We start from the raw sequence: 26,287 nt of genomic DNA on the forward strand, positions 1-26,287 counted from the left end.
TTTGCATGCGCCCGGCGGGCCGGAACTGACGGCCCTTCATATTTTGGGCAGCATGAACCACTGGTCGAACAGATCGCGCCGCCGCCTCGCGGTGAGCGGCGCCCTGGTGCTGGCTCCCCTGACCGGTCTCACCGCGTGCGGTGGCGAGAGCTCCGATCCGCTGGCCGCCGCGCCGTACGACGCGAGCGACGCCGTCGCCGTCAGCGCGGACTCCGACGCGAAGGCGGTGGATCCGGCCAAGCCCCTCCAAGTCACCGCGAAGGGCGAGCAGGAGAAGCTCACGGACGTGACCGCCGTGGACGCGGCGGGCCGCTACCTCGACGGCGAGATGTCGGCGGACGGCCGCCGCTGGCGCTCCACGGGGCCGCTCGCCGCGGGCGTCGGATACACCGCGCGGGTCAGCACGGAGAACGAGGACGGCGAACCGGGCCGGCGCACCCTCAACTTCCGTACCAAGCCCGACGACGACAAGAAGCTGTCGGTCACCTTCGGTCCGGACAGCGGCACTTACGGCGTCGGGCAGCCCGTCACGGCCGAGCTCAGCCACAAGGTGCGGGACCCGGCACAGCGCAGGCTGGTGGAGCGCGGCCTGCGGGTGACGTCCGACCCCAAGGTCCAGGGCTCCTGGCACTGGGTGGACAGCAAGGAGCTGCACTACCGGCCGAAGGGCTACTGGCCCGCACACGCCTCTGTGCGGGTCAGCTCGAAGCTCGCGGGCATGAAGGTCCGCGACGGTCTGTACGCGGGGCCCAGCAAGCCGCTGAAGCTCCGCACGGGCGATCGCGTCGAAGCCGTCGCGGACGGCGGATCGCACGTCCTGACGCTCAAGCGGAACGGACGCACCGTCAACTCCGTGCCGATCACGACGGGAAAGGCCGGGTTCAGCACCCGTACCGGCACCAAGGTGATCCTCGGCCAGGAGTCGTTCGTGCGGATGCGCGGCGAGACGGTCGGCATCTCGGAGAACAGTTCGGAGGGTTACGACCTGCCGGTCCGCTGGGCCACGCGACTGACATGGAGCGGCGAATACGTGCACGCCGCGCCGTGGTCGGTGGGCTCACAGGGCTCGGCGAACGTGAGCCACGGCTGCACCGGCATGAGCACCGGCAACGCGCAGTCGTTCTTCGGCGCCGTACGCCCCGGGGACCTGGTCACCCACGTCAACACCGGAGGCGAGCGGATGCCCGCCTTCGGCAACGGCTTCGGCGACTGGAACATGGGCTGGAAGGAGTGGCAGGCCGGCAGCGCCCTGCACGGCGGAGCGCAGAACAGCCCCACGGACTCCGGCTCCGGAACGGGCGAGGCAGCGAAGAGCCCGTCAGGAAAGGCCGAACAGGAGGCCGCACAGGCGAGGCTGCGGCCGCAGGTGTGAGACGGGTGTGAGAGACACCTCAGGCCGGTGCGGCCGGCCGGCGCTCCCGCAGGAGCCCGGCCAGCCCGTCGGCGAGGGCCACCGGGTCGACCGGGTGCGACACCGTCGCTTCCGCCCGGCTCCAGGTGGCCAGCCAGGCGTCCTGCGGGCGGCCGATGAGCAGCAGCACGGGCGGGCACTGGAAGATCTCGTCCTTGATCTGCCGGCACACCCCCATACCGCCCGCGGGCGCCGACTCGCCGTCCAGGACGCAGACATCGACCTCGTACTCCTCCAGGGCGCTCAGCACCGCGGGGAGAGTGGCGCATTCGAGATACGTGAGAGGGACCGGGTCCGCGCCCGGAGCGCTTCGCGCCAGGGAGGTGCCTCCTGCGAGCCGGACCTGCTCGCGGGTGTCGGCGTTGTCGCTGTAGACCAGCACCGTGGCGGTCGGCTGCATCGTTCCTCCGCGTCATCGGGGTCGGGAAGTGGATGCTACTCCTTCCGACGGTCCGTCAACACCGGTTCGTACGCCCTGAGGATGACCCGTTTGAGCTGGACAGCGGGGGCCAACACACCGAACGGGACCCCCCGAAGTGAGGCCGGGATAAGCGACCGACATAATGTCGGTCGTGGCGACAGCAACAGCAGTAGAAACCGGGCACGCGCACCCGTCGGTCAATCGACCGAACCTCACCAGCGTCGGAACCATCATCTGGCTGAGTTCCGAGCTGATGTTCTTCGCGGCCCTCTTCGCGATGTACTTCACCCTGCGATCGGTGACGGGAGCCGACTACTGGAAGGAACACGCCGATGCGCTGAATCTTCCGTTCTCGGCGACGAACACCACGATCCTGGTGCTCTCCTCACTCACCTGCCAGCTCGGCGTGTTCGCCGCCGAGCGCGGGGACGTGAAGAAGCTCCGGGCCTGGTTCGCGCTCACCTTCGTCATGGGTGCCGTCTTTATCGGCGGTCAGGTCTTCGAGTACACGGAACTGGTCCTGAAGGACGGCCTCACGCTGTCCTCGAATCCGTACGGGTCGGTGTTCTACCTGACCACCGGTTTCCACGGGCTCCACGTGACAGGCGGCCTGATCGCGTTCCTGCTCGTACTGGGCAGGACCTACGCGGCCAAGAGGTTCACTCACCAGCAGGCCACTGCAGCCATCGTCGTGTCCTATTACTGGCACTTCGTCGATGTCGTCTGGATCGGCCTCTTCGCCACGATCTACCTGATCAAGTAGCTCACGGGCGACGGCAGGCCCGCACAGCGCGGGCCGGGGCCGCAGAAGACACAGCCAGAAGCATCGACGCAGAAGATCCTGACACCGGGGTAATCCGTGAAAAAGCTCTCCGCACGACGGCGCCATCCGCTGGCGGCGCTCGTCGTCCTAATCTTCGCGCTGGCGGCCACCGGGGGGCTGTACGCCGCGCTTGCTCCCGCCGGCGAGGCGAAGGCCGACCCGGAGAAGTCGAGCCAGTCCCTCGCCATCCAGGAGGGCAAGAAGCTCTACGACGTCGGCTGCTCCTCCTGCCACGGAACCGGCGGCCAGGGGACCAGTGACGGTCCGAGCCTCACCGGCGTGGGCGCGGCGGCGGTCGACTTCCAGGTCGGCACCGGCCGCATGCCGATGCAGCAGCAGGGCGCCCAGGCGCCGAAGAAGAAGAAGGTCTACAGCCAGGACGAGACCAACCAGCTTGCGGCGTACGTCGCTTCGCTGGGTTCCGGTCCGGCTCAGCCCACCAAGGAGCAGTACGACCCCAACGGGGCCGACATCGCCAAGGGCGGCGAACTGTTCCGTACGAACTGCGCCCAGTGCCACAATTTCACCGGCAAGGGTGGCGCGCTGACACACGGTAAGTTCGCGCCCAGCCTCGAGAATGTGGATCCCAAGCACGTCTACGAGGCCATGCAGACGGGCCCGCAGAACATGCCCTCCTTCCCCGACAGCACGCTGACGGCGAAGGACAAGAAGGACATCGTCGCTTACATGCACACGGTGAACAGTGAGAAGACGGAGCACCCCGGTGGCTTCAACCTCGGTGGCCTCGGCCCTGTGGCCGAAGGCATGTTCGCCTGGGTCTTCGGCATCGGTGCGATGGTAGGCGTCGCCGTCTGGGTCGCAGCTCGGACCGCAAAGGCCAAGAAGTCATGAGTAGCCAGACTGGATCACACGAGAACGTGTCAGACGAGAACCTGCCGCACGGGCAGGCCGACGCTCACGGCGCGGTGACGGTGAAAGACGATCCGTTCGCCGATCCCGGAGTCCCGCCGCACGAGCACCGCGTGCAGGACATCGACGAGAAGGCCGCACGGCGCTCCGAGCGCACGGTGGCCCTGCTCTTCACGGTGTCCATGCTGGCCACCATCGGCTTCATCGCCTGCTTCGTGGCCTTCCCCGTCGAGAAGATCATCACGGTCTGGCCGCTGGGCAACATCAGCGCGCTGAACTTCTCCCTCGGCGTCACCCTCGGCATCGCCCTCTTCTGCATCGGCGCCGGCGCGGTCCACTGGGCCCGCACGCTGATGTCCGACGAGGAGATGGTCGACGAGCGGCACGCCGTCGCGGCGGAGCCCGAGGTCCGCGAGAAGGTCATGGCGGACTTCCGGCAGGGCGCGAAGGAGTCGCAGCTCGGCCGCCGGAAGCTCATCCGCAACACGATGTTCGGCGCGATGGCCATGGTGCCGCTCTCCGGCCTCGTCCTGCTGCGTGACCTCGGGCCGCTGCCCGAGGACAAGCTGCGGCACACGGCGTGGACCAAGGGCAAGATGCTCATCAACGAGAACACCAAGGAGCCGCTCCGGCCCGAGGACATCACGGTGGGCTCGCTCTCCTTCGCCTGGCCCGAGGGGCTCGACGAGCACGACGAGGAGTTCCAGACCGAGATCGCCAAGGCCGCCCTGATGATCGTCCGGCTCGAGCCGAAGGACATCAAGGACAAGCGCGAACTCGACTGGTCGCACGAGGGCATCGTCGCGTACTCGAAGATCTGCACGCACGTCGGCTGCCCGGTCAGCCTGTACGAGCAGCAGACGCACCACGTGCTCTGCCCCTGCCACCAGTCGACGTTCGACCTGTCCGACGGTGCGCGAGTCATCTTCGGCCCGGCCGGTCACCCGCTGCCGCAGCTGAAGATCAGCGTCAACAAGGACGGTTACCTCGAAGCGCTGGGCGACTTCGAGGAGCCCGTCGGTCCGGCCTTCTGGGAGCGCGGATGAGTACTGCAACCGACAGCACCGCTACCAAGCGGCAAGCGCCCGCAGGTGAGCGGGTCGCTGACTGGGCCGACGGCAGGCTTGGCATCTACAGCCTCGCCAAGGCCAACATGCGCAAGATCTTCCCGGACCACTGGTCCTTCATGCTGGGTGAGGTCGCGCTCTACAGCTTCATCATCATCATCCTGACCGGCGTCTATCTGACGCTGTTCTTCCACCCGTCGATGAACGAGGTGGAGTACCACGGCGCCTACGTGCCGCTGCAGGGTGTGAAGATGTCCGAGGCGTTCGCCTCCACGATGGACATCAGCTTCGACGTGCGCGGTGGTCTGCTCGTACGGCAGATCCACCACTGGGCCGCGCTGATCTTCCTCGCGGCGATGTTCGTGCACATGATGCGCGTGTTCTTCACGGGCGCGTTCCGCAAGCCGCGTGAGATCAACTGGCTGTTCGGCTTCCTGCTGTTCGTGCTGGGCATGTTCACCGGCTTCACCGGCTACTCCCTCCCGGACGACCTGCTGTCCGGCACCGGTGTCCGGTTCATGGAAGGCGCCATCCTGTCGGTGCCCGTGATCGGCACCTACATCTCGATGTTCCTGTTCGGCGGGGAGTTCCCGGGCCACGACTTCGTTGCGCGGTTCTTCTCCATCCACGTACTGCTGCTGCCCGGCATCATGCTGGGCCTGCTGGTGGCGCACCTGATCCTGGTCTTCTACCACAAGCACACGCAGTTCGCGGGTCCCGGCCGTACGAACAAGAACGTGGTCGGCATGCCCCTGCTGCCGGTCTACATGGCCAAGGCGGGCGGCTTCTTCTTCCTGGTCTTCGGCGTCATCGCGGTCATCTCGGCGGCGTTCACGCTGAACCCCATCTGGGACATCGGCCCCTACCGGCCCGACCAGGTCTCCACGAACGCGCAGCCCGACTGGTACATGGGCTTCTCCGAGGGCCTCATCCGGTTCATGCCGGGCTGGGAGGTCAATCTGTGGGGCCACACGCTGGTACTGGGCGTGTTCATCCCGCTGATCATCTTCCCGCTGGTGCTGGTCGCGATCGCGGTCTACCCGTTCATCGAGTCCTGGGTGACCGGCGACAAGCGCGAGCACCACATCGCCGACCGTCCGCGGAACGCGCCGACCCGGACCGCCTTCGGTGTGGCCTGGATCAGCTGGTACTTCGTGCTGCTCGTCGGCGGCGGCAACGACCTGTGGGCCACGCACTTCCACCTGTCGCTGAACGCCATCACGTACTTCGTGCGCATCGGCTTCTTCGTGGTGCCGATCGTGACGTTCATCGTGACGCGCCGGATCTGCATGGGCCTGCAGCGGAAGGACAAGGAGAAGGTGCTGCACGGACGCGAGTCCGGCATCATCAAGCGCCTGCCGCACGGTGAGTTCGTCGAGATCCACGAGCCGCTCTCGCAGGAGGCGCTGCACACCCTCACCGCACACGAGCAGGTCAAGCCGCACGAGATCGGCCCGATGACGGACGAGAACGGCGTCAAGCGGAAGGTCTCCCGCAAGGAGAAGCTGCGCGCCAAGCTGTCCAAGGGCATGTACGGCAAGCAGACCCAGGTCGAGAAGCCATCGGCCGAGGAGTACAAGGAGATCACCAGCGGCCACGGCCACCACTGATCACCTCAAAACCGGCCGCTGCGCCGGGCTGATACGCCACACACGAGGGCCGGGTTCCCGCGGGAGCCCGGCCCTTCGGCGTACCCGGGGGTCGATAAGGTGGGGGCCGAATCCGTCCTATCGCCAGGAGTGATCCGTATGAGCGCTGTTACCCCCGCCGGAGGCGACACCGCGGCGGCGCACACCTGGCCGGACGTGCTGAGTGCCCTGCTGGCGGGCGAGAACCTGAGCGAACACGCGACGGCGTGGGCGATGGACCGCATCATGCGGGGCGAGGCGAGCGACGCGCAGGTCGCCGGGTTCGCGGTGGCGCTGCGCGCCAAGGGCGAGACCGTCGAGGAGATCTCCGGTCTGGTCGACGCGATGTACGCGCACGCCAACACCATCGAGGTGCCCGGCCCTTCGGTCGACATCGTCGGCACGGGCGGCGACCGGGCCAAGACCGTCAACATCTCCACCATGTCGGCGATCGTCGTCGCGGGCACCGGTGCGAAGGTCGTCAAGCACGGCAACCGCGCCTCCTCCAGCGCCAGCGGCGCCTCGGACGTACTGGAGAGGCTCGGCGTCAATCTGGAACTGACGCCCGCGCGGGTCGCGGAGGTCGCGGCCGAGGCCGGCATCACCTTCTGCTTCGCGGTGAAGTTCCACCCGTCGCTGCGCCATGTGGCCACGGCGCGGAGGGAGTTGGGTGTGCCCACGCCCTTCAACTTCCTCGGCCCGCTCACCAACCCGGCCCGGGTCCGGGCGCAGGCCACCGGCGTCGCCGACGCGCGGATGGCCCCGATCATCGCGGGGGTCCTCGCGAAGCGCGGCTCCTCGGCGCTGGTCTTCCGCGGCGACGACGGCCTGGACGAGCTGACGACCACCGCGACCTCCACGGTGTGGGTGGTACGGGACGGCGCCGTCCGCGAAGAGCCCTTCGACCCGCGGGACGTGGGCATCGGGCTGGTGCCCGTCGAGGCGCTGCGGGGCGCGGACGCGGCGTACAACGCGGAGGTCGCCCGCCGGCTGCTGGACGGCGAGGAGGGCCCCGTACGCGAGTCGGTGCTGCTCAACTCGGCTGCCGCGCTGGTGGCCCTGGACCCCACGGACGCCTCGCTGACGGAGCAGATCCGCGCCGCGCTGCCGCGTGCCGCGGAGTCCGTCGACTCGGGCGCGGCGAAGGCGGCGCTGGAGCGCTGGGTGCAGGCCAGCAACGCCTGAGAGCAGGGGTTTTCTGTACGGTCCGCCGCCGGGGCTGCGAGGCTCGGCGGCGGACCGGTACGAGAGAGAGGGCAGGGAATGAGTGAGCGCAGGGCCCGGATCGCCGTCGTGACGGGGGCCAGCAGCGGGATCGGGGCGGCCACCGCGGTGCAACTCGCCGAGCAGGGCTACGAGGTGGTGCTCGGCGCGCGGCGCGCGGACCGCCTGGAGCAGGTCGCCGGGAAGTGCGGCGGGCGCGCGGAGACCCTCGACGTGACCGACCCCGCGTCGGTCGAGGCGTTCTGCGCCACCGTCGAGCGCTGCGACCTGCTCGTCAACAACGCGGGCGGCGCGCTCGGTACGGACCCCGTCGCGGAGGCCGACGAGGACGACTGGCTGGCCATGTACGAGGCGAACGTGCTGGGCACGCTGCGGATGACCAAGGCGCTGCTGCCGAAGCTGATCGCCTCGGGGAACGGCCAGGTCATCACGGTCGGCTCGCTCGCGGGCCAGGAGCCGTACCCGGGCGGCGCCGGCTACAACGCGGCGAAGCACGCCGTGACGGCACTGACGAAGGTGCTCCGCAAGGAGATGCTGGGGCAGCCGGTGCGGGTGTGCCAGATCGATCCGGGGCTGGTGCGCACGGAGTTCGCGCTGGTGCGCTTCGACGGCGACGAGGAGAAAGCGGACAAGGTGTACGAGGGGATGACTCCGCTGACGGCCGAGGACATCGCCGAGTGCGTGGGCTGGGTGGCGTCCCGGCCCAGCCGCGTGAACATCGACTCGATGCTCGTACTGCCCCGGGACCAGGCCTCCGCACAGGCCGTGCACCGCACACCGCAGGACTGAACCCCGGGGCGGGACTGCCTGGTTGACGCGGTGCAATGTGAACGCAGCACTGTGGCAATCCTGCGAAACAGCGGCTCAACACTGTTGTGGAATCGTCGGCTCCGGGGTGCGGACTGTGCCCCGGAGCCGACGACGAGGATGGGGCAGTGGCGGTAGAGGACACGGCAACGGACCGTGCGGGCAAGGCTGCTGACGGTACGTCGGCCGCCGGGCCCGGGGAGCTCCGCGCCGGCCTGAAACGCCGGCACATGAATCTGATCGCGCTCGGCGGGGTCATCGGCGCCGGGCTGTTCGTCGGCAGCGGCGTGGTGATCGGCTCCACCGGTCCTGCCGCGGTGGTCTCGTTCCTGATCGCCGGAGCGCTCACCGTACTGATCATGCGGATGCTCGCCGAGATGACGGTGGCCCGGCCCGCAGTGGGCTCCTTCTACATCCACGTACGGGAGATGCTGGGGCGCCGCGCGGGCTTTCTGACGGGCTGGCTGTACTGGTACTTCTTCGTGATCGTGGTCGCGGTGGAGGCCGTCGCCGGCGGCCGGATCATCCAACTGTGGCTGCCGGGCGCCCCGTTGTGGGCCGTGAGCCTGGTGCTGATGGTGCTGCTGACGGCGACCAACATGGTCTCGGCCCGCTCGTACGGCGAGTTCGAGTACTGGTTCTCCTCGATCAAGGTCGCCGCGATCGTGGTGTTCCTGTTCCTCGGCGCGCTGTGGCTGCTCGGCTGGTGGCCGGACGCGCAGGGCGGCGTGGGGCCTCTGACCGCACACGGCGGGTTCGCGCCCATGGGGATCGGCGCCGTGCTGGCGGCCGTGGTGCCGTGCATCGGCTTCTTCACCGGCGCGGAGATCGTCACCATCGCGGCGGCCGAATCGGCCGAGCCCGAACGGGCGGTGGCGAACGCGATGCGCTCCATCATCCTGCGCGTCGTCGCCTTCTACGTGCTGTCCGTGTTCATCGTGGTGGCGGCCGTGCCGTGGGACGCGAAGGCCATCGAGGTCAGCCCGTACGGCGCGGTCCTCGACAGGCTGGGCGTGCCGGCGGTGTCCACCGTGATGAACGCGATCGTGCTGACGGCCGTGCTGTCCTGCCTCAACTCGGCGCTCTACACGTCCTCGCGGATGCTGTTCGCGCTGACCCGGAACGGCGACGCGCCGCAGGGCTTCACCCGGCTGAGCGCGAGCGGGGTGCCGCGCAGGGCGCTGCTCGCCGGTACGGTCGTCGGCTTCGCCTCGGTGGTGGCGGCGTGGGCCTCGCCGGACGTGGTGTTCCAGTTCCTCATCAACTCCTACGGCGCGGTCGCGCTGTTCGTGTATCTGCTGATCGCGTTCGCGCAGGTGCGGATGCGGCGCCGGCTGGAGCGGACGGAACCGGAGCGGCTGACGCTGAGGATGTGGCTGTTCCCCTGGCTGAGCTGGGCCACGATCGCCGGCATGGCCGCGGTGATCCTCGCCATGGCGTTTCTGCCGGACAGCAGACAGCAGTTCTGGATCAGCCTGCTGACGGTGGCGGTGGTGCTGGTGGCGTACGAGATCCGGCGGCGGCGCGGGGCGGACGGGCAGGCGTGAGGAGCCCGGCCGCTCGCCGGACCGCGTGCGGTCAGGGCGCGATCGCGGCCTCCACGTCGGTGAGCATGCCGTCGATGCCCGCGACGAGTTCGGCGAGGACCGTCTCGTCGGCCACCAGCGGCGGCGACACCATGATCATGCAGCCGCCGCGGTCGTCGCCGCGCAGCAGCACTCCCGTACGGCGGAAGGCCGCCGGCAGCACCTCGCGCAGCACCCGCCGTGCCTCGTCCGCGCCGAGTTCGCGGCCCGTGTGCCGGTCCGCCATCAGGTCCACCGCGTAGAAGAAGCCGGTGCCGCGGATCTCCTTCACGCACCGGTGGCTGTCGTGCAGCGCGTCAAGTCCCTTGCGCAGTACGGGAGCCCGCTCCCGTACGCCCGCGATCACGTCCTCCGCCGCCATGGCGCGCAGCGTCGCCGCCGAGACGGCGGTGGCCGCCGGGTGGCCGCCCCAGGTCGCGCCGTGCGTGAAGGCGCCGGCGGGGGAGTCCGCGAGGGCCGCGGCCAGCGGCTCGCGCAGGATCACGCCGCCCAGCGGCTGATAGCCGGACGTCGCCCCCTTGGCGAAGGTGATCAGGTCGGGCACCACGTCGAAGGCCACACTGCCGAACCACTCGCCGAGCCGCCCGAATCCGCAGATCACCTCGTCGGCGACGAGCAGGATGCCGTGCCGGTCGCAGATGCGGCGCAGTTCCCGCCAGTAGCCGTGCGGCGGTACGAGCGCCCCGTTGGCGTTCTGCACGGGCTCCGCGACGAGCGCGGCGATCGTCTCCGGGCCCTCCTCGGCGATGACCCGCTCGATGGCCCGTACCGGCTCCAGCGCGTCCGCGGGGCCGCAGTCGCCGGTCAGGCCCAGGGTGTTGGGGACGTGCCGGAACCCTTCGAGGAGCGGCCCGAACGGCTCGCGCAGGTGCGGGACCCCGGTGACGGAGAGCGCGCCGAGCGTGGTGCCGTGGTAGGCCATGTGCCGGCTGATCACCTTCGTACGCTCCGGGGCGCCCTGGCTGCGGTGGTACTGGCGGGCGAACTTCACGGCGCTCTCGACCGCTTCGGAACCGGAGTTGACGAAGAAGACGGTCTCCAGGTCGCCCGGCGCCCGCTCCGCGATGAGCCGCGCCGCCTCGATGGCGGGCGGATGCGCGGCGCCCCAGTTGTGCGTGAAGGAGAGGGTGCGCAGCTGCGCGTACGCGGCGTCGGCCAGGTCGGCGCGGCCGTGCCCGAGGTTGACGCAGAACAGCCCGGAGAGGCCGTCGAGCCAGCGGCGCCCCTCCACGTCGTACAGGTGACAGCCCTCGCCCCGTTCCATGACGGGGAGTTGAGGGGAGCGCCAGGCCTCGGCCCGGGTGAAGTGCGGGGCGAGATGACGGCGCGCCCGGGCGCGGAGCTCGTCGGGGGAGGTGCGCTGTTCGGGGGAGGTGCGCTGTGCACTGCTCACGGTGCCTCCTGTGCCGGGGGACGGCGGAGGGCGGGTACGGGGCGTACCGGCCCGGTAGGGAGAGCGTGCGGCCCGCGGGACGGAGAAATGAAGAGCCGGGCACGGGAGCGGGCCCGGGGCAAGACGATTACGCGGCGCGCTCACCGGCGATCTGCCGGGCGGCGCGCACCAGTTGCGCGTTGTCCCGTACGGGGGAGCCGTCCGGGTCCCGCAGCACGTCCTCCAGCCCGATCCGGGTCGCCAGGCCGCGCTCCGCGGCGAGCCGCAGCACCTCCCAGGCGCCGCCGTCCTCGCCGTGCAGCAGCACCGTGCACTGCGGGACGGCCTCGTCGATGTCCGCCAGCAGCCGGCCGGCCGTCTCCGCCGCGGTGTCCGCCCCGGTGTCGGTGACCTCGGCCAGCACCCGCAGTACGTGCCCCGTGCCGGGCCAGGCGCGGAACCTCTCGACCGCGTCCGTCCCCGACCACAGGCCGGCCTCCACGCCGACCCCGCGCTGCAGCAGCGCCTCCGCGACGAGCCCGGCCCCCTCCTCGTGCCAGTTCACCGACGCGTGGTCCGGCAACACCGTCCAGGACCGGACGAGTTCGGCCCGCTCCCGCGCGTCCGGCACGGCCCACGCCCCCGTGGTCACCCCGACCGGCACGCCCGGCGCCAGGGCCCGTACGGCCGTGACCGCCGTCGCCACGTACACCGGCTCCAGTGTGTCCTCGCCGTCGTGGTTCCTCGGGTGGAGATGTACGTCCCCGGCCCCCGCCGCGACGGCGTCGGCCGCTGCCGCCGCCAACTCCTCCGGATGGACGGGAACTTCCGGGCACTCCGTACGGCTCCGCGCGCCGTTCAGACAGACCTGCAGCATGACGCGAGCATCTCAGGCGGGACCGGCATCTCACTGCACCGGATCAGGCCGTACCTCGCCGCTCGGGTCCGGCCGTACCTCACCGCACGGGGTCCGGCCGTACCTCCGCCCACACCTTCTTGCCGCCGCCCGCCGTCCTCGCGAACCCCAGCCCCGCGGCCGCCTCGCGCAGCATCCACAGGCCGCGCCCGCTCTCCGCCGTCCAGTCCGGCTCGGTGACCACCGGCAGTTGCGACGATCTGTCCTCGACCACCACGTACACCGCTCCCGCCGCGCGGGTCAGCTCCAGCACGCAGCGGGGGTCCGCGACATGCCGGTGCACATTGCTGAGCAGCTCCGTGACGGCCTGCAGCACGAGGTCCCGCACCCGGTCGGGCTGCGCCCACGCTCTTATGGCCTGCACGGCCAGCCTGCGGAAGTGCGCGATCTCTTCGAGGCGCACGGTCAACGACCAGGTGAACGTGGACTGCTGGGGCACTTCGGCCCGGTCGGCGACAGCCATGACGCGCCTCCTGCCGTGTGTCGCGATGCGCATACGCTGGCCTGAACCGAGGGGTCCGGACAAGCGATACAGCTAAGAATTGCGCTTCGCGGGATTTCTTTCATTCGATGGGGTGAATACCGGGGTGTCCTTCCTCCACCTGCGCAAAACTGATGCGAGGCCAGGCAGGAGGAACACATGGGCGTTCTCGCACAACGCACCGCCCGGCGACGGAAGTTGGGTTCGGAGCTGAAGGCGCTGCGCGTCGCCGCGCAGGTCCCCCCGGACCGGGCGGCCCGGCGCATCCACGGCGACAACTCGAAGATCAGCCGCATCGAGAAGGGCCGCCAGCGCATCACCCGGCTCGAACTGGACGCGCTGCTGGAGCTGTACGGGGTGGGGGACACGAAGCTCCGCGAGGGCCTGGTGCTGCTCTCCTCCGAGGCGCGGCGGCGCAGTTGGTGGCGGCAGTACGGCGATCTGCTGAACTCCTCGTTCCAGGAGGCCCTGGACATGGAGAGCGACGCGGCGCAGATCTGCGCGTTCCAGCCGCTGCTGATCCCCGGCCTGCTGCAGACGGAGGAGTACGCCACGGCCGTCATCCGCGAGTTCCCCGACGGGGGCGGCAAGGACCTGGACTCGTACGTGGCGCTGCGGATGGGCAGACAGAAGATCTTCCAACGGGACGAACCCCTGCACTACGTCTGTGTACTGACGGAGAACACCCTGCGCCAGGAGGTCGGCGGCCCGGGGGTGATGGCCGCCCAGCTGCGGCACCTGAAGGAGGTGAACAGTCCGCCGCACCGCACGATCCAGGTCATCCCCTACGCCCAGGGGGCGCACATCGGGCTCGCGGGCGGCTTCACCCTCTATGCCTACCCGCACCCCATGGACCTGGACGTCGTGGGCATCGAATACTTGGACGGCGGGCTGTATCTGGAGGAGGAGGGCCCTGTCGCCCGCTATCGCATGGTCTTCGACCAGCTCCGGTCGGCCGCTCTGTCGGCACGGCAGTCCATGGAGCTGATCTCCCGTGCGGAGAGGGAGATCGGCACCCGGTGAGAGGTGTACTGATGATGTCCTGCGCGCTCCCTGAGGCGAGTTGGCGGAAGTCCTCCTACAGCAGCGACGCGAACGGCAGTTGCGTCGAGTGGCAGCGGGCCGGTGCGGGCGCGGTGGCCGTACGGGACTCCAAGTCGCCCTCGCTGGGCGCCTTCCGGTTCACCGCCGGCGCCTGGGACGCCTTCCTGGACGGGGTCAAGTCCGGCCGGCTGGAGGGCTGACGGCCGGACCGGCTGGACTCATCCGAACCGCCGGTACTGGATCTGTGCCCTCCCGCCCCCGTGCGCCCACCATGGTGTGCCCGCCGCACCCGGCCGCACGCCAAGGGAGAGGGACCGCCCATGCCCGCACGCACCCCACCGCAGCCCGAACCGGCATCCGAGCCCGCCGACTTCGTCGCCCTCGGCGGCACCGTGCTCACCCTCGACCCGGCCGGGCGCCGGGCCACGGCGCTGGCCGCCCGGGACGGCCGGATCACCGCGATCGGCGGCGACCGGGAGATCGCCGCGCTCGCCGGGCCCGGCACCGAGGTGCTGGAACTGGACGGCCGTACCGCGCTGCCCGGCTTCGTGGAGTCGCACAACCACCCCGTCTTCTTCGGCTTCGCGCTCGCCGCGCCCCTCGACGCGGGCTCCCCGCCCAACGACCGGATCGCCGACATCGTGGAACGGCTCGCCGCCGTCGTACGGGACACCCCGCGCGGTGACTGGGTGCGCGGCTACCGCTACGACCACACCCTGCTCGCCGACCGGCGGCACCCCACCCGGCACGACCTGGACCCGGTGTCGCCCGCGCACCCCGTGGTGCTGACGCACGTCACCGGGCACTTCTGCGTCGCCAACTCGGCGGCTCTGCGGCTGATCGGCGTCACCGACGACTCTCCCGACCCGCCCGGCGGCCGTATCGAACGCGACGCCTCCGGCGCCGCCACGGGCGTGCTCACCGAGACGGCGGCCTTCCTCGTCAACTCGAAGCTGCCGCAGCCGGACGAGGAGACCGTCGCCGACGCGCTGCGGCTCGCCGACCGCGAGTACCTGGCCAACGGGATCACCACCGTGCACGACACCGGCACCGGACTGTTCGGCGGCCCCGGCGAACTCGCCCTCTACCGGCGGCTGTCGGCGAGCGGCGAGCTGCGTACCCGGATCCGCAGCTATCTCGCGCACCAGGCGTTCGCCACCGAAGACGGACGGATGCCGCCGGCCGCCGAGCTCGCCGCGGCGGACGACGACCGGTTCCGGATCACCGGCGTGAAGATCATCGCCGATGGGAGTCTGCAGGGGCAGACGGGCTGCCTCGCCGAGGGCTATCACTGCGCCCCGGACGAGCACGGCATGCTCCTCCAGCCGCCGGACAAGCTGGCCACGATGATCGCCGACGTGGACGCCGCGGGCTGGCAGGCAGCCGTGCACGGCAACGGGGACGCGGCGATCGAGGCCATCGTCGACGCGTACCGGCGCGTGGACAGTTCCGTGCGGCGGCACCGGATCGAGCACTGCCAGACCGTACGCGAGGACCAGCTGGACAGGATGGCCGAACAGGGCGTCCTCGCCTCGTTCTTCGTGAAGCACGTCTACTACTGGGGCGACGGCCACCGCGATCTGTGGCTCGGCCCCGACCGGGCCCGGCGCATCAGCCCCCTGGTCTCCGCACGCCGCCGCGGCATCGTGTACGGGCTGCACTCCGATACGCCCGTCACCCCCGTGCCGCCGCTGGAGGGCATCTGGTGCGCGGTCGCGCGCAGGACGCGCGACGGGCATCTGCTCGGTCCGGAACAGGCCGTCGACGTGGCCGACGCGCTGCACGCCTACACCGCGGGCGCCGCGTATCTCGCGGGCGACGAAGAGCACACCGGGACGCTGGAGACCGGCAAACTCGCCGACCTGACCGTGCTGTCCGCCGACCCGACGGCCGTACCCGCCGACGCGCTGCGCGACCTGCGGGTGGAGGCCACCGTCGTGGGCGGACGTGTCGCCTGGTCCGCCGGTGAGCCGGTACAGAGGGTGGGAGGTTCCGCCGCATGAGCGTCCCGCACCAGCACACCGGTACGGCGGGGCACCCGGAGCGTCCGGTGCGCCCGGAGGTGAACGCGTCCCGGCGGATCCGCAGTTGGCCCAGCGTCGTGATCGGCTTCGGCGTTCCGGCACTCGCCCTGCTCGGCGGCGTCTTCGCACTGTCGGGAACCGGCACACGTGTGCTCGGTCTGCCCGTGCTCTACCTGTGGGTCTTCTGCTGCTTTCCGCTGACCACCCTGTGCCTGTGGGCGAGCTGGCACGTCTTCGACAGGCCGTACTACCGCGAAGCCGAGGGGACCGCGGACCAGCCGACGGCGCAGTCCGCAGGACAGTCCGCAGGGCAGTCCGCGGCGAAGGGAGACCTGTGATGGTGGCCGCGATCGTCGCCGTCGTGCTGGCCGGCGCCATGCTGCTCGCGCTGCTCGCGGGCCGCATCGGCAAGGGCGGCGAAATCTCCGAATTCCTCGTCGGCGGGCGGTCGTTCCCCGCCTGGCTGATCTACTTCCTCGCCGTCGGCGAGGTCTACAGCATCGGCGCCATGATCGGTTTCCCGAGCGGCGTGTACGCGGAGGGCGCCTCGTCCGCCGTCTGGTTCATGGGCTACATCCTGCTCGCCTACGCCCTCGGCTACTTCCTCGCCCCGCTGGTGTGGAGGGCCGGCCGGCAGTACGACGCGATGACCGTGCCGGAGCTGTTCGGCCGGCACTTCCGCAGCCGCGCCGTCGAAGTCGTCGCCGCCGTCACCATCCTGGTGGCCCTGATCCCCTGGGGGCAGTACCAGTTCATCGGTCTGCGCACCGTGCTCGGCGCGCTCGGCATGCACCTCACCCCGCTGCAATGCGTGATCGCCGCCGGGCTGCTCGGCTTCCTGTACGTGGCCGTGTCCGGCGTGCGCTCGCCCGCGTTCGTGTCCGTGCTCAAGGACATCCTCATGGTGTTCGGCGTGGTGGCCGTCGGACTGGCCGCCGTTCTCGCGGCCGGCGGGGTGGAGGAGGTCACAGGAGCGCACGCCGTGCCGCTGCCGAGCGTCACACTGGCCGGTCACGAACTGACGTACACGCTGACCACCATCGTCTTCCAGGCCGTCGTGTTCTACCTCGGCTTCGGCTCCGCCTACATCTTCCCCGCCAAGTCCGAGTCGGCGGTGAAGAGTTCCACGGTCTGGATGCCGCTCTACATGCTGATGTTCCCCTTCCTCGTCCTCGCCTCCTACTGGGCGCTGGGCAAGTATCCGGATCTCAAGGACCCCAACACGGTTTTCCTCAGGGCGGCCCGGGAACTGCTGCCCGACTGGCTCGTCGGACTCGTCGCGGCCGGCGCCGCACTGAGCGGGGTGCTCGTGCTCGCGGTGACCGCGCTCAACGCCGGCGGCGTCGTCACCCGCACCCTGATACGGCGCGCGCGGCCCGCAGTGCAGCGGCGCGCCTCCACCCTCATCGTGGGCGGCTTCATCGTGCTCGCGGCCGTGCTCACGCTGTACGCGTCGGCCCTCATGCTGACCGTGCTCAACCTCACGTACATGCTGCTGGCGCAGCTGGTGCCGGGATGGCTCTCCGTCCTGTGGTGGCGGCGTACCTCCGCCGCCGGCGTCGCCTGCGGCATGCTGGCCGGCCTCGTGACAGCCGTCACGCTCTATCTGCGGGGCGACGAACTGGGCGGCGTGAACCCCGGGTTGGTGTCCGTCGGCGTCAATCTGGCCGTGCTCGGCGTGTGGACGGTGCTGCGGCCCGCCGCTCCCCGGGAGCCGGTCGCCTTCCTCGGCGTACGGCGGACGGAGGCTCCCGCGGGAGACCGGCACGCCGGCGGGGAGCCCGCCGGCGAGGAGGCCGGCCTCACGGAGGGGTCCACTGTGTGACGGGGCTCCTTTTGACGGTAACGCGTCGTCAACCTGTGCCTGACAATGTGTTGTCGGGGAACGTCGTTCAGCGACGGACAAAGGGGAGGGGACGCCATATGGAGGACCATTTGAGCTCGCTCGACGCGGCCTTCTGGGGGCTGGAGTCGAGGGAGGCACCACTGCGCCTGGGGGCGCTCGCGCTGTTCGGGCCGAGCGCGGACACCGGTACGGAGGAGGACCTGGCAGGGCTGCTCGCCGAACGGGCCATGGAACTGCCGCGGTTGCGGCAGTCCGTACAGCACGGCTGGAACCCGTTCGACGGGCCGCGCTGGCGGGACGTGCCGTACTTCGACGCACGGTTCCACGTTCACGTACGGCGCGTCGCCGACGCTGCCGCACTGCGCGAAGCGCGGCTGCTGGAGGGGGAGTCGGCGCTGGCCGCGGGAGGGGACACGGAACGCGGGGCACCGCCGTGGCGGCTGCACGTCTTCTCCACGGGACGGCCCGCCGAGGACGGTTTCGCCCTGCTGGCGGAGTTCCACCACGCGGCCGTCGACGGGCTGCGCGCCATGGAACTGGGCGCCGCCCTGTTCGACCCGCTGGAGCGGAGCCGGCGGCGCACCCCGACGGCCTCCGTGCCCGCCCCCGCGTCCGAGGAGGCGGAGGCGTCCGGGGGGCCGGGAATGCTGTCCGGGCTGCTCGGTCTGGCCGACCCGCGGCGCGCCGTCGGCGCCCTGCGCGGACTGCCCGGGCAGGCGCGCCGGACCCGCAGGGCCGCCGAGATAGCGGCCTCCGTCGGATCCGCCGCCGTCGGCAACGCCCTGCATCCGCACGCCAGTCCGCTGCACGCGCCGGCCGGACGGCGGGCGTTCGCCTTTCCGACGCTCCCGTTGGACGCGGTGCACCGGATACGCAAGACACACGGCGGCACGGTCAACGATGTCCTGCTGGCCGTCCTGTCGTCGGCGCTGCGCGGCTGGCTGCTCGCCGCGGGGCACGACCCGGCGGCGCGCCCCGTACGGGTGCTCGTGCCGGTCAGCAGCAGGCGCCGGCCCGGCGACACCCGGCTCGGCAACCAGCTCTCCGGACACCTGGTCCGGCTGCCCCTCGACGAGGAGGATCCGCTGGCACGGCTGCGCTCCGTACGGGCGGCCATGCTGGAGCACAAGGACCGCGGGCCGCGGCGCGGTGCCGGCGCGTTCGCCCTGCTGACCGATCTGGTGCCGCCCGCGGCGCACAGGCTGGCCGCTCCGCTGCTGCGCGACGGGGCACCGCTGCTGTTCGACGCGCTGGCCACCAATGTGCCGCTGCCCGACATTCCGTTCACGCTCGGCGGTGCGCCGCTGCGCGCGCTGCACCCCCTCGCCCCGCTCGCCAGGGGGCACGCGCTGGCGGTCGCCATGACGCCGTACCGCGGGACGGTCCACTTCGGGCTGCACGGCGCGGCGGAGGCCGAACTCCCGCTGGAGGGGCTGACCTCCGCGCTCCGTGAGGCGCTGCGCGAGCTCGACGCGACGGTGTGACCGCACGGGCCGGCCCGGGCTCCCGGAGCCCGGACCGGCCCGGCGGGGACCCGTACGGGAGGCCCGGCGTACGGCCCCGGCGCGGTCCCGGCATACGGACACCCTTGCGGATTGGGTGATCACGTGTGCCATACTCCTCGGCAGGTCACGAGTGACAGCGACGAAGGCCCCGGCCCGCTGTCCGGCAACCCTCCTTCCGTGGTGGGGTGCCCCGGGTGATGACCAGGCCGCACGGCAGCAAGGCCCGCGGCAAGCACGGATCCCTCATTCCAGGGGTCCTGGTCTTCGAGGGAGCTCTTCGTGAGTCAGCGAATGCGATAGGGCCGCCGCGCCCCTTCTCCGGTTTCTGTCCGGGCACCGTCCTGTGACCCCTCGGGTCCTGTGACGTTCTCGCCCGTTCCGCATCCCTTTCCACGCGCCCCGCGCCACCGGCCGGCCACGCGTGTGTCTCGCCTGCCTTGTTACGGGAGATTCCGCCATGTCGTTCCTGCCCTCCTCCACCAGCACCGCCCCCTTCGCCTCCGCCTCCGCCGCTTCCGCCTCGGACGCACCGGCCGACCCCGCCTGTGCGGAGGCCGCCGCGCCCCTGCTGCCCGTGCTCGGCCGCGACGTCAGCGTGCCGCTCGTCACCGGCGGCGAAGTCACGTACGCCGCACTGGACTACGCCGCCAGCGCCCCCGCGCTGCAGCGCGTGTGGGACGACGTCGCCGCGTACGCCCCCTACTACGGCAGCGTGCACCGCGGCGCCGGCTACCTGTCGCAGCTGTCCACGGAGCTGTTCGAGCAGAGCCGCAGGACTGTCGCCGAATTCACCGGCTGCCGCGAGGGCGACCAGGTGATCTTCACCCGTGCGACCACCGACTCGCTGAACCTCCTCGCGTCCGTACTGCCCGCCGGCACCCGGGTGTTCGTCTTCGAGACGGAGCACCACGCGTCCCTCCTGCCGTGGCGGCAGCACGACACCGTGTACCTGGACGCCCCGCGCTCGCCGGAACAGGCCGTCGCCACCCTCGAAGAGGCCCTGCATCAGGCGCCCAAGGGGCCGAAGCTGGTGTGCGTGACCGGCGCGTCGAACGTCACCGGGGAGATCTGGCCCGTCCGCGAACTGGCCGCCGCGGCGCACCGGCACGGCGCCCGCATCGTGCTCGACGCCGCACAGCTCGCCCCGCACCACCCGGTCGACCTGGCGGAGTCCGACGTCGACTGGGTGGCCTTCTCCGGGCACAAGCTGTACGCGCCGTTCGGCGCCGGCGTGCTCGCCGGCCGCGCGGACTGGCTCCAGCAGGCCGAGCCGTACCTCGCGGGCGGCGGCGCCAGCCGGAAGGTGGCCCGCCGCGACGACGGCGGGGTGGACGTCGAATGGCAGACCAGCGCGGCCCGCCACGAGGCCGGTTCGCCGAACGTCATCGGCGCGTACGCCATCGCCTCCGCCTGCCGGGCGCTCACCGAGGCCGGTTTCGACCGGCTCGTCGCCCGCGAGCGGGAGCTGATCGCCCGTCTGGAGGACGGTCTCGCCGGGGTGCCGGAGGTCCGCGTGCTGTCGCTGTTCGGCGGTTCGGGCGACTCTGCCGGCTCCGGCACGCCGGACCGGGTGGGCGTGCTGTCGTTCGTCGTCGACGGCTGGAACAGCTCCCATTTCGCCGCCGCACTGTCCGCCGAGTACGGCATCGGCGTACGCGACGGACTGTTCTGCGCGCACCCGCTGCTGCGCACCCTGATCGGCGCCGAGGACCAGGAGACCGGCGAGTGCGGCGCCCCCGAGGCCGCGCCCGGCGAGAAGTCGCTGAACGCGATCCGGGTGAGCTTCGGCGCGGGGACGCCGGACGAGCACGTGGAGCGGTTCGTACGGGCGGTGCGCGAGCTGGTGTCGGACGGCGCCCGCTGGAACTACCGCACGGAGGACGGCCGTTGCGTGCCCGACACGACGGCACCGTCCGGACGCGGCGACCGCTGAGCCGGCTCGGGGCCTCCGGCGAGGCGCGTGCCGAGCAGCACCATCCGCAGTGCGTGTTCGGCCGCGTCCGCCAGATACTCCCCGGCCCGCTCCAGCGCCTCGGGCAGGCCGACGGGCGCGGGCAGGATCGACCCGTACGCGTCGACGCCGACAGCGTGCACCTCGCGCGCGCCCTCGCCGAGCGTGCCCGCCAGCGCGAGCACGGGACGGCCCGACAGCTTGGCCCTGCGCGCCACTTCGGCCGGCACCTTGCCGCGCGGCGTCTGGTGGTCGAGCGCGCCCTCCGCGGTGACGACCAGATCGGCGCGGGCCAGCCGGGCGTCCAGGTCCAGCCCGTTCAGCAGCACCTCGAACCGGGGCAGCAGTCGGGCACCGAGCGCCGCGAGGCCCGCGCCCAGCCCGCCGGACGCGCCGGTGCCGGGCCCGTACCGCAGGTCGGTGCCGGGCGGCAGCAGTCCGCCGAGGTCCCGCTCCAGGATGCGGGCCCAGTGTTCGAGGGCGTGTGACAGCTGCTCGGTCTGTGCGGGCGTCGCGCCCTTCTGCGGGCCGAAGACACGGGCGACGCCGCGCCGCCCGCACAGCACGTTGAACGGGTTGCAGGCGACGAGCAGTTCGGCCGTCCGCAGCCGCGGGTCGAGACCGTCCGCATCGATCCGGGCCAGCCGCGCCAGCGAGCTCCCGCCGGGCGGCAGTTCCTCGCCGTCCGCGTCGAGCAGCCGCGCGCCCAGCGCCCGCAGTGCGCCCGCGCCGCCGTCCGAGGTGCCCGAGTCGCCGCAGCCGACGAGGATGCGGCGGGCCCCCGAGTCCAGTGCCGCGCGGACGAGTTCACCCACCCCGTACGTGGTCGTCGCGCCCGGATCGCGGAGCCCCTGCGGCACGAGCGACAGACCCGCGACGGCCGCCATCTCCACCACGGCCGTACGGACGGCCGGCACGGTGGCGCCCAGAACGGCGAAGTGGGTCCGTACGGGAGCGCCCACCGGGCCCGTGGCGGTCAGCGGCACCAGGCGGCCGCCGGTCGCGCCGGCCAGCGCCTCCGCCGTGCCCTCGCCGCCGTCGACCATCGGGATCCGGTCGATCGTCGCGGCGGGCGCGGCCCGGCGCAGCCCCTCGGCTATCGCACTGGCCGCGTCCTCGGCCGACAGCGACTCCTTGAATCCGCTCGGCGCGACGGTGAAGTGATAGGGAACGGCGGTGGCTCGGGACACGGCGGACTCCTCGGGAAAGGGAAGGTTCGCGGGACACGCGGGGCCGGACATCACCGGCTGGGCTGCACGGACCGGGCTCCTCACCGGGCCGGGGTTCACAGGACGGGGACGCCGAGCAGGGGCCAGACGGCGAGCGCGAAGAGCAGCACCAGCAGCGCGCTGACCGGGGCGAGCACGGCCGACAGCCGCAGCAGATCGCGCGGCGCGTACGTCGGCGTACCGGGAATGTCGGAGAACAGGGCGACCGGTTTCGCGGACGCCGGAAGGGTGTGGCAGAAACCGGCGGCGGCGGTCGAAGCCAGCGCCGCCGCAACGGGGTTGACCCCCGCGCCGGCCGCCGCGGCGACCACCAGCGGGACCAGCACACTGGAGCGCGCCGAACGGGACTGCAGCAGCAGATGCGCGGCCGTACTGAGGACGACGACCACGCCCAGGAACGCCCACGGCGGCACCGACTCGCCGCCCGGCAGCCCGGCCACCAGCCAGCGTGCCGCGCCCGAATCGGACAGCGCGACGCCCATCGCCATGGTGGTGGCCATGAACAGCAGCAGGGACCACGGGACGGTCTTCAGCGCGTCCTTCAGCCGTACGGTGCCGATCGCGGGGGACGCCGCCACGACCGCGCCGATGAGGGCGACGAGGGCGGGCGACACCCTGTGCAGCGGTTCGCTGCACCACAGGGCGACCACGGTGACGAGCAGGAGGGCCGACCGGGCCTCGTGCTGGGAGAGCGGGCCCGTGACCGGGGTGTCGGAGTGCTCCTCGATGTCCTCGGCGGTGATGTGCACGGGGCCGCGCCGGTCGGCACGCCGGGTGGTCGTCAACAGGACGATCTCCGCGGCCACATGGGAGGTCAGCACGGCCAGCGGGAGGCCGAGCAGCAGCCACTGCGTGAAGCCGATGTGCTCGCCCGTCGTCTCCCACAGCACGTTGACGGTGATGAGGTGCGCGCCGGCGCCGATGAGCGTGGCGACGGCGGACAGCAGGATGACGGTCGGGAACAGCAGGGCCAGCATCACGATGAGCCGGGTGCGGCCCGCGAGGACCTTCGCCAGGGCCAGGAAGACCGGCAGGGCGAGCGCCGCGCGGCCCGAGGTGGCGGGAATGGCGAACGCGGACACGACGAGCGCCGCCGTGGTGAGGTGCACGAGCTGCCGTACGGAGCGGGCCCCGCTGACGAGGAACGCGGCGGCGCGCGCGGCGAGACCCGTACGGGACACCGCGGCGGCCAGCACGAAGGCGCAGATCAGCAGCCACACCGTCTCGTCGCCCAGGGTGCCGAACAGCTCCTTGCTGCTGATCACGCCGGTCGTGGCGAGTACGAGCCCGGCACCCAGAGCGATATAGGTGTCGTCGATGCTGGTGCCGATCCAGGCACAGGTGGCGAGCGCGAACACGGCGAGCGTGAGCCGCGCGTCACCGCCGAGCCCCGGGAAGTTCCCGGGGACGGCGAGTGCGGCGCAGGCACTGAGCGCGAGGCAGAGGAACACCGCCTGGCGGAGTGTCGGGGACATGTACCGCAGCCTGGTGCGCCGCCGTGAGCCGCCGATGAGGGTCGCATGAAGGAAACTTCACCGGGGCCGCGGGCCCGGCCGGCCCGCCGCTTCAGGGCAGCCGGTAGCCCATGCCGCGTACCGTCTCCAGCCGTTCGGCGCCCAGCTTCTTGCGCAGCGCGCGCACGTACACGTCGACGATGTTCGAGCCGGGGTCGAAGTCGTAGCCCCACACGTGCGACAGGATCTGCTCCCGGGACAGCACCTGGCCCGGATGCCGCAGAAAGAGCTCCAGCAGCACGAACTCACGGGCCGTCAGGTCCACCGTCCGCTCGTCGGCACGCGCCCTGCGGGTCCGCAGGTCCAGCGAGAGACCGCCGCTGCGCAGCACCGTGACCTCCGGCGCCCGCGCCGCGGTGCGCAGCCGCAGCCGTACCCGGGCGAGGAGTTCCTCGAAGCGGAACGGCTTCGTCATCCAGTCGTCGGCACCGCCCTCCAGCCCTGCCACCGTGTCCCGTACGGAGTCCCGCGCGGTCAGCACGATGACCGGCACCGTCACGCGGGACTCGCGCAGCTCCCGCAGCACGGTGAAGCCGTCCCTGCCCGGCAGCCCGATGTCGAGCACGATCAGGTCGAAGCCGCCGGTGCACGCGTAGTCGAAGGCCGTGTGGCCGTCGGCGGCGACGGTCGTGGTGAACCCGTTGGAACGCAGGCCCTTTTCGACGAACGCGGCGATGCGCTCCTCGTCCTCGACGATCAGGATGCGGCTCACGTGTGCTCCTCCCCGGTCTGCAGGACGAGGACGAACGTGGCGCCCCCGCCCTCCGTACGGCGCAGCTCCACCCGGCCGCCCGGGTGGCCCTCCGCGATGGCCTTCACGATGGACAGCCCCAGCCCGGCGCCGCCGCTGCCCCGCGCACCGCGCCGCGCGGTGCCCCGGCGGAAGCGTTCGAAGACGAGCGCGGCGTCCTCGGGGCGTATGCCGGGGCCGCTGTCGGCGACGTACAGTTCGGCCGTTCCGTCCCGCAACCGCGAGCCGATGCGCACCCGTTGACCCGGTGCGGTGTGCTGCACGGCGTTCTGTGCGAGCTGCACCATCGCCTGCGTGATGCGCTGCGCGTCCACCCGTACGGTGCCCTCGCCGACGCCCTCCAGCCGCCAGTCGCGCTCGCCGAGCGTCCGCGCCTTCACGAACACGTCGGCCGTCAGCTCCGCCAGTTCGACGGGGCCGGGGGAGACGAAGTCGGGCCGTTCGGCCTTGGCGAGCAGCAGCAGATCCTCGACGATGCGGCTCATCCGGTCGAGCTCCTCGGTCACCAGCCGTACGGTCTCCTCCCGTTCGGCCGGATCGTCGCCCATCAGCTCCAGATGGCCGCGCACGATGGTGATGGGGGTGCGCAGTTCGTGCCCCGCGTCGTCCACGAACTGCCGCTGCGCGGCGAACGCCCGCTCCAGCCGGTCCAGCATCCCGTTGAACGTCGCGGACAGGGCCGCGATGTCGTCCCGGCCGCGCACCGGAATGCGCTGCGTGAGGTCCTGTTCGGTCAGCTGCGCGGCCGTCGTACGGACGAGGCGTACGGGTGCCAGGATGCGGCCCGCCACGGCCCAGCCGATACAGACGGTCATCAGCAGCGCCACCCCGGAGATGGCGAGCAGTATCCGGAACACGTCCTCGACGCCCTGCTGTTCGCGGTCGATGTGGAAGGCCACGACGAACATGCCGCGCGGCGACGAAGCGCCGCCCGGCTCGATGGTGACCTTCGCCCAGCGGACCTCCCCGGCGGCGCGGTGCAGCGTGCCGGAACTCGCCCTGTCGGCCGCCACCTTCCGCAGGGACGCCTTGTCCTTGTACAGCGGGAGACGGCTGGGGATGTCGCGCTGCTGCCGGATGACGGAACCGTCGACACTGCCGAGCAGCTCCTCGTCCGGGTCGGCGTACTGCCGCTCCAGGAAGACGGTGAGCAGCCGGCGCGCCGTGGTGAACGGCTTGCCGGTCTCCGGATCGCGGCCGCGGTCCACGAAGTTGGCGAACTCGCCGGTCTCCTGCGACAGCAGCCGGGCCGTGCGCTGGTCCACGTCGCGCAGCAGGATCGACCGGGTGGTGGCGGCGACGGCGGTGAGGGCCACCGCCATGACCACCAGCAGCCACAGCACGATGCGGACGCGCGCGGACACATAGCGGCGGGCACGGCCGGTGTGCCCGGCGCCGTCCTGCGTGCCGCCGGGTGCCGTGCCGTCCCGTTCCGCATGCCGCCGGTGAACACCGTCCGGAGCGCCGTCAGTTGTCGTCTCCACCGGGTCCGTCGTCGTCCCCTCCTCCAGCGCCCTTGCCGTCGTCGTCATCGTCGGACCCCTCGTCGGTCGCGGACGGCTGGGGTACGGACTCGTCGCCCGGGGTGGCCGGGGACGAGTCCGAGGGGGACGCCGACGGGCGGTCCGAGGGGGAGGCCGGCTTCGAGGGCGAGGGACTCCCGCTCTCCAGCTCGACCTTCGGCGGTGACGCGGGCGGATCCGGGCTGTCGGTCAGCGCGTAGCTGGTGGCCGCGATCCCGAGCGGGATGGCCACGACGGCCGTGAGCGTCGCGATGCGGTGTGAGAAGGCCATGCGGACGACCTTGTCCGCCGCGC

The 26,287-nt window shown here is 71.4% G+C and carries 24 protein-coding genes and 1 riboswitch; of the genes, 15 read left to right on the forward strand and 9 right to left on the reverse strand.

The window, feature by feature from the left end:
• Nucleotides 1-52: 52 nt before the first annotated feature.
• Complete coding sequence (locus AC3AGO_RS24890) at nt 53-1,372, forward strand: L,D-transpeptidase (protein ID WP_487822457.1); 1,320 nt, start codon at nt 53-55, stop codon at nt 1,370-1,372.
• A 19-nt stretch (nt 1,373-1,391) separates the two neighbouring features.
• Here AC3AGO_RS24890 and AC3AGO_RS24895 read toward each other — a convergent pair whose 3' ends face one another.
• Nucleotides 1,392-1,811: a hypothetical protein gene (locus tag AC3AGO_RS24895; protein ID WP_487822458.1), complete on the reverse strand. Its 420-nt coding sequence runs from the start codon at nt 1,809-1,811 to the stop codon at nt 1,392-1,394.
• Nucleotides 1,812-1,974: 163 nt separating this feature from the next.
• Here AC3AGO_RS24895 and ctaE point away from each other — a divergent pair, with 163 nt between their 5' ends.
• The 7 genes from ctaE (at nt 1,975) to AC3AGO_RS24930 (ending at nt 9,798) form a co-directional block, all read left to right on the forward strand.
• The gene (ctaE, locus tag AC3AGO_RS24900) at nt 1,975-2,595 is read left to right on the forward strand and encodes an aa3-type cytochrome oxidase subunit III (protein ID WP_487822459.1); all 621 of its coding nucleotides are present in this window, start codon (nt 1,975-1,977) and stop codon (nt 2,593-2,595) included.
• Between the two features lie 96 nt (nt 2,596-2,691).
• Complete coding sequence (gene qcrC, locus AC3AGO_RS24905; RefSeq protein WP_487822460.1) at nt 2,692-3,507, forward strand: cytochrome bc1 complex diheme cytochrome c subunit; 816 nt, start codon at nt 2,692-2,694, stop codon at nt 3,505-3,507.
• Entirely contained in the window at nt 3,504-4,571 is a 1,068-nt protein-coding gene (gene qcrA / locus AC3AGO_RS24910; protein WP_487822461.1) for a cytochrome bc1 complex Rieske iron-sulfur subunit, read from the forward strand. The genes qcrC and qcrA overlap by 4 nt, the downstream gene beginning before the upstream one ends.
• The gene (gene qcrB, locus AC3AGO_RS24915) at nt 4,568-6,202 is read left to right on the forward strand and encodes a cytochrome bc1 complex cytochrome b subunit (protein ID WP_487822462.1); all 1,635 of its coding nucleotides are present in this window, start codon (nt 4,568-4,570) and stop codon (nt 6,200-6,202) included. Before qcrA ends, qcrB begins: the two co-directional genes overlap by 4 nt.
• 138 nt (nt 6,203-6,340) lie before the next feature.
• The gene (trpD, locus tag AC3AGO_RS24920) at nt 6,341-7,405 is read left to right on the forward strand and encodes an anthranilate phosphoribosyltransferase (protein WP_487822463.1); all 1,065 of its coding nucleotides are present in this window, start codon (nt 6,341-6,343) and stop codon (nt 7,403-7,405) included.
• A 78-nt stretch (nt 7,406-7,483) separates the two neighbouring features.
• A complete protein-coding gene (locus tag AC3AGO_RS24925; protein ID WP_487822464.1) occupies nt 7,484-8,233 on the forward strand; it encodes an SDR family NAD(P)-dependent oxidoreductase in 750 nt (249 codons plus the stop codon).
• A 146-nt stretch (nt 8,234-8,379) separates the two neighbouring features.
• Entirely contained in the window at nt 8,380-9,798 is a 1,419-nt protein-coding gene (locus AC3AGO_RS24930) for an amino acid permease (RefSeq protein ID WP_487822465.1), read from the forward strand.
• Between the two features lie 31 nt (nt 9,799-9,829).
• Here the strand turns inward: AC3AGO_RS24930 and AC3AGO_RS24935 are convergent, their stop codons facing one another.
• From AC3AGO_RS24935 to AC3AGO_RS24945, 3 genes are all read right to left on the reverse strand, one after another.
• Nucleotides 9,830-11,230, reverse strand: a complete 1,401-nt coding sequence (locus tag AC3AGO_RS24935) for an aspartate aminotransferase family protein (RefSeq protein WP_487822466.1) — start codon at nt 11,228-11,230, stop codon at nt 9,830-9,832.
• 127 nt (nt 11,231-11,357) lie between these two features.
• A complete protein-coding gene (locus AC3AGO_RS24940; protein ID WP_487822467.1) occupies nt 11,358-12,086 on the reverse strand; it encodes a 3-keto-5-aminohexanoate cleavage protein in 729 nt (242 codons plus the stop codon).
• 79 nt (nt 12,087-12,165) lie between these two features.
• Complete coding sequence (locus AC3AGO_RS24945) at nt 12,166-12,588, reverse strand: ATP-binding protein (RefSeq protein WP_487822468.1); 423 nt, start codon at nt 12,586-12,588, stop codon at nt 12,166-12,168.
• A 177-nt stretch (nt 12,589-12,765) separates the two neighbouring features.
• Here AC3AGO_RS24945 and AC3AGO_RS24950 point away from each other — a divergent pair, with 177 nt between their 5' ends.
• The 7 genes from AC3AGO_RS24950 (at nt 12,766) to AC3AGO_RS24980 (ending at nt 20,958) form a co-directional block, all read left to right on the forward strand.
• Nucleotides 12,766-13,629, forward strand: a complete 864-nt coding sequence (locus AC3AGO_RS24950; protein WP_487822469.1) for a helix-turn-helix domain-containing protein — start codon at nt 12,766-12,768, stop codon at nt 13,627-13,629.
• Nucleotides 13,626-13,850 (forward strand): DUF397 domain-containing protein, encoded by a 225-nt coding sequence (locus AC3AGO_RS24955; RefSeq protein ID WP_487822470.1) that lies wholly within the window; start codon nt 13,626-13,628, stop codon nt 13,848-13,850. The genes AC3AGO_RS24950 and AC3AGO_RS24955 overlap by 4 nt, the downstream gene beginning before the upstream one ends.
• A gap of 120 nt (nt 13,851-13,970) precedes the next feature.
• Nucleotides 13,971-15,653 carry an amidohydrolase gene (locus tag AC3AGO_RS24960; RefSeq protein ID WP_487822471.1) on the forward strand — a complete coding sequence of 561 codons (1,683 nt, stop codon included), beginning with the start codon at nt 13,971-13,973 and terminating at the stop codon, nt 15,651-15,653.
• A complete protein-coding gene (locus AC3AGO_RS24965; protein ID WP_487822472.1) occupies nt 15,650-16,012 on the forward strand; it encodes a DUF3311 domain-containing protein in 363 nt (120 codons plus the stop codon). Before AC3AGO_RS24960 ends, AC3AGO_RS24965 begins: the two co-directional genes overlap by 4 nt.
• The gene (locus tag AC3AGO_RS24970) at nt 16,012-17,499 is read left to right on the forward strand and encodes a sodium:solute symporter family protein (protein ID WP_487822473.1); all 1,488 of its coding nucleotides are present in this window, start codon (nt 16,012-16,014) and stop codon (nt 17,497-17,499) included. The genes AC3AGO_RS24965 and AC3AGO_RS24970 overlap by 1 nt, the downstream gene beginning before the upstream one ends.
• Before the next feature lie 98 nt (nt 17,500-17,597).
• Nucleotides 17,598-19,004, forward strand: a complete 1,407-nt coding sequence (locus AC3AGO_RS24975; protein WP_487822474.1) for a wax ester/triacylglycerol synthase domain-containing protein — start codon at nt 17,598-17,600, stop codon at nt 19,002-19,004.
• Between the two features lie 143 nt (nt 19,005-19,147).
• Nucleotides 19,148-19,266: riboswitch (SAM riboswitch) on the forward strand.
• A 216-nt stretch (nt 19,267-19,482) separates the two neighbouring features.
• Nucleotides 19,483-20,958, forward strand: a complete 1,476-nt coding sequence (locus tag AC3AGO_RS24980; protein ID WP_487822475.1) for an aminotransferase class V-fold PLP-dependent enzyme — start codon at nt 19,483-19,485, stop codon at nt 20,956-20,958.
• Here the strand turns inward: AC3AGO_RS24980 and AC3AGO_RS24985 are convergent.
• The 5 genes from AC3AGO_RS24985 to AC3AGO_RS25005 form a co-directional block, all read right to left on the reverse strand.
• Nucleotides 20,892-22,166, reverse strand: coding sequence for a glycerate kinase family protein (locus tag AC3AGO_RS24985; protein WP_487822476.1), 1,275 nt, complete (start codon nt 22,164-22,166; stop codon nt 20,892-20,894). The two genes, AC3AGO_RS24980 and AC3AGO_RS24985, sit on opposite strands and share 67 nt — an antisense overlap.
• A 95-nt stretch (nt 22,167-22,261) precedes the next feature.
• Nucleotides 22,262-23,680 carry an SLC13 family permease gene (locus AC3AGO_RS24990; protein ID WP_487822477.1) on the reverse strand — a complete coding sequence of 473 codons (1,419 nt, stop codon included), beginning with the start codon at nt 23,678-23,680 and terminating at the stop codon, nt 22,262-22,264.
• Between the two features lie 91 nt (nt 23,681-23,771).
• On the reverse strand, nt 23,772-24,431 hold the full coding sequence (locus AC3AGO_RS24995; protein WP_487822478.1) for a response regulator transcription factor: 660 nt from the start codon (nt 24,429-24,431) through the stop codon (nt 23,772-23,774).
• A complete protein-coding gene (locus AC3AGO_RS25000; protein ID WP_487824800.1) occupies nt 24,428-25,792 on the reverse strand; it encodes a sensor histidine kinase in 1,365 nt (454 codons plus the stop codon). Before AC3AGO_RS25000 ends, AC3AGO_RS24995 begins: the two co-directional genes overlap by 4 nt.
• Before the next feature lie 145 nt (nt 25,793-25,937).
• Nucleotides 25,938-26,264, reverse strand: coding sequence for a hypothetical protein (locus AC3AGO_RS25005; RefSeq protein ID WP_487822479.1), 327 nt, complete (start codon nt 26,262-26,264; stop codon nt 25,938-25,940).
• Nucleotides 26,265-26,287: the final 23 nt, after the last annotated feature.

Source organism: Streptomyces sp. BL1 (assembly GCF_057628045.1).

What these genes read in the sequence shown, in the direction of transcription:
- AC3AGO_RS24890 (WP_487822457.1), top strand. Translation starts at nt 53, where the DNA reads ATGAACCACTGGTCGAACAGATCGCGCCGCCGCCTCGCGGTGAGCGGC.
- AC3AGO_RS24895 (WP_487822458.1), bottom strand. Translation starts at nt 1,811, where the DNA reads ATGCAGCCGACCGCCACGGTGCTGGTCTACAGCGACAACGCCGACACC.
- ctaE (WP_487822459.1), top strand. Translation starts at nt 1,975, where the DNA reads ATGTCGGTCGTGGCGACAGCAACAGCAGTAGAAACCGGGCACGCGCAC.
- qcrA (WP_487822461.1), top strand. Translation starts at nt 3,504, where the DNA reads ATGAGTAGCCAGACTGGATCACACGAGAACGTGTCAGACGAGAACCTG.
- qcrB (WP_487822462.1), top strand. Translation starts at nt 4,568, where the DNA reads ATGAGTACTGCAACCGACAGCACCGCTACCAAGCGGCAAGCGCCCGCA.
- trpD (WP_487822463.1), top strand. Translation starts at nt 6,341, where the DNA reads ATGAGCGCTGTTACCCCCGCCGGAGGCGACACCGCGGCGGCGCACACC.
- AC3AGO_RS24925 (WP_487822464.1), top strand. Translation starts at nt 7,484, where the DNA reads ATGAGTGAGCGCAGGGCCCGGATCGCCGTCGTGACGGGGGCCAGCAGC.
- AC3AGO_RS24940 (WP_487822467.1), bottom strand. Translation starts at nt 12,086, where the DNA reads ATGCTGCAGGTCTGTCTGAACGGCGCGCGGAGCCGTACGGAGTGCCCG.
- AC3AGO_RS24945 (WP_487822468.1), bottom strand. Translation starts at nt 12,588, where the DNA reads ATGGCTGTCGCCGACCGGGCCGAAGTGCCCCAGCAGTCCACGTTCACC.
- AC3AGO_RS24950 (WP_487822469.1), top strand. Translation starts at nt 12,766, where the DNA reads ATGGGCGTTCTCGCACAACGCACCGCCCGGCGACGGAAGTTGGGTTCG.
- AC3AGO_RS24960 (WP_487822471.1), top strand. Translation starts at nt 13,971, where the DNA reads ATGCCCGCACGCACCCCACCGCAGCCCGAACCGGCATCCGAGCCCGCC.
- AC3AGO_RS24965 (WP_487822472.1), top strand. Translation starts at nt 15,650, where the DNA reads ATGAGCGTCCCGCACCAGCACACCGGTACGGCGGGGCACCCGGAGCGT.
- AC3AGO_RS24970 (WP_487822473.1), top strand. Translation starts at nt 16,012, where the DNA reads ATGGTGGCCGCGATCGTCGCCGTCGTGCTGGCCGGCGCCATGCTGCTC.
- AC3AGO_RS24975 (WP_487822474.1), top strand. Translation starts at nt 17,598, where the DNA reads ATGGAGGACCATTTGAGCTCGCTCGACGCGGCCTTCTGGGGGCTGGAG.
- AC3AGO_RS24980 (WP_487822475.1), top strand. Translation starts at nt 19,483, where the DNA reads ATGTCGTTCCTGCCCTCCTCCACCAGCACCGCCCCCTTCGCCTCCGCC.
- AC3AGO_RS24990 (WP_487822477.1), bottom strand. Translation starts at nt 23,680, where the DNA reads ATGTCCCCGACACTCCGCCAGGCGGTGTTCCTCTGCCTCGCGCTCAGT.
- AC3AGO_RS25000 (WP_487824800.1), bottom strand. Translation starts at nt 25,792, where the DNA reads ATGGCGGTGGCCCTCACCGCCGTCGCCGCCACCACCCGGTCGATCCTG.
- AC3AGO_RS25005 (WP_487822479.1), bottom strand. Translation starts at nt 26,264, where the DNA reads ATGGCCTTCTCACACCGCATCGCGACGCTCACGGCCGTCGTGGCCATC.